The organism is Dyella japonica, from assembly GCF_040545895.1.
In the GTDB taxonomy this organism is placed as follows: domain Bacteria; phylum Pseudomonadota; class Gammaproteobacteria; order Xanthomonadales; family Rhodanobacteraceae; genus Dyella; species Dyella japonica_D.
Window position 1 is genome coordinate 1 of the sequence record NZ_JBEPMU010000025.1, and the last position, 1,172, is coordinate 1,172.

At 72.5% G+C, this 1,172-nt stretch carries 1 protein-coding gene; it reads right to left on the reverse strand.

Going from position 1 to position 1,172, the window contains the following annotated elements; genetic code table 11:
• Window positions 1–1,172, reverse strand: a 1,172-nt coding sequence (locus tag ABIC75_RS23070; RefSeq protein WP_354016223.1) for an autotransporter outer membrane beta-barrel domain-containing protein, incomplete at both ends; no start/stop codon positions are given.

The window sequence follows — 1,172 nt, forward strand, 5'->3', positions numbered from 1 at the left end:
AGCGGCACCTGATCGCTCCCGGCATACGTGGTCGTTGCCTGCCCGCCCCAGTCGCGCCAGAGGTTGACGCGCCCATACGGCTGCCACACGTCCCCGTTCGCGCGCTGGATCGTCCACTGCCCCCGCAGCCCGAGCCGGCCCGTCAGGCCCGAGGTCCCGCCAAGGGCGACCTCCCCCAGGCCGTCGTGGGCCGCGTTCATGCCCACGTGCTGCCACAGCAGCTGGGCCTGCGGCTCCAGCACAAAGCGCGGGCCCAGCGGCAACGCGATCGGATAGCCCCCCTCCAGGGAGGTGAGGAACCCCGCCCCCGTGACCGGCAGCCGGGCGAACGGCGTCGACGCATGGCCGCTGTAATGCGTGCCCTGCACCACGTAGTCGAGGTACCACCCGCTCGGGCCGTAGTGGGTCCAGTACGCCCCGCCCGCATAGGCCTCGAGCTGCAGCGTACCGGTGCGGTCCAGGGCATAGCCGGTGGCCGCGGCGTTGGTGACCAGCCCTTTCACGTCCACGTGGCTGGTGGCATAGGCGACGTAAAAACCCGACGCGTCCCGCGGCGCCGGGATCAGGCTATCCCGCCACAGATCGATCCCGACCTGAAAGCCCCCCAGTGAGCCGCGCGCGCGCGCATCGGTGTAGGTCTGGTAGCGGTTGTCGATCTGCTGCCCGAACAGGCGACCCCAGCCCCACGACGGGTCGGTCCCGTCGCCGGCGCGGCTCAGCGTGTCGCCGAGGCGCTCATGCAGGGTGCCCAGCAGGGCCGTCCCCATCTGACGGGCCACGGGCTGCACCACGCTGTAGCTGGCCAGCTCCGGTCCGATGATCGGGTACTGGCCCGGCGGCAGCACGGCCGGCGGCGGATCGGACGGCAGGACCGGACTTTCCGGCGTCCCCGGAGTCAGCGGCGGCTGCCCGGGGACGCCCGGCGGTTCGCCCGGAATGCTGGGCACGCCGGGGACGGTGAACTGCGAACGCAGGAACCAGTCGTCCGGCAGGGTGCCGCCGAGGCCGCCGCGGAACAGGCGATAGTCGAAGGCGCCGCCACGCGCTTCACCGGCCAGCGTGAAGGCGTTCGCGGCCGTGGTGCCGCCGTGGAGGGCCTCGATCACCGGGATGCCGTTGCCGGTGGTGACGATGCCCGGCCCGCCGGCGTTGGTCACGGCCAGCGTGGTGGT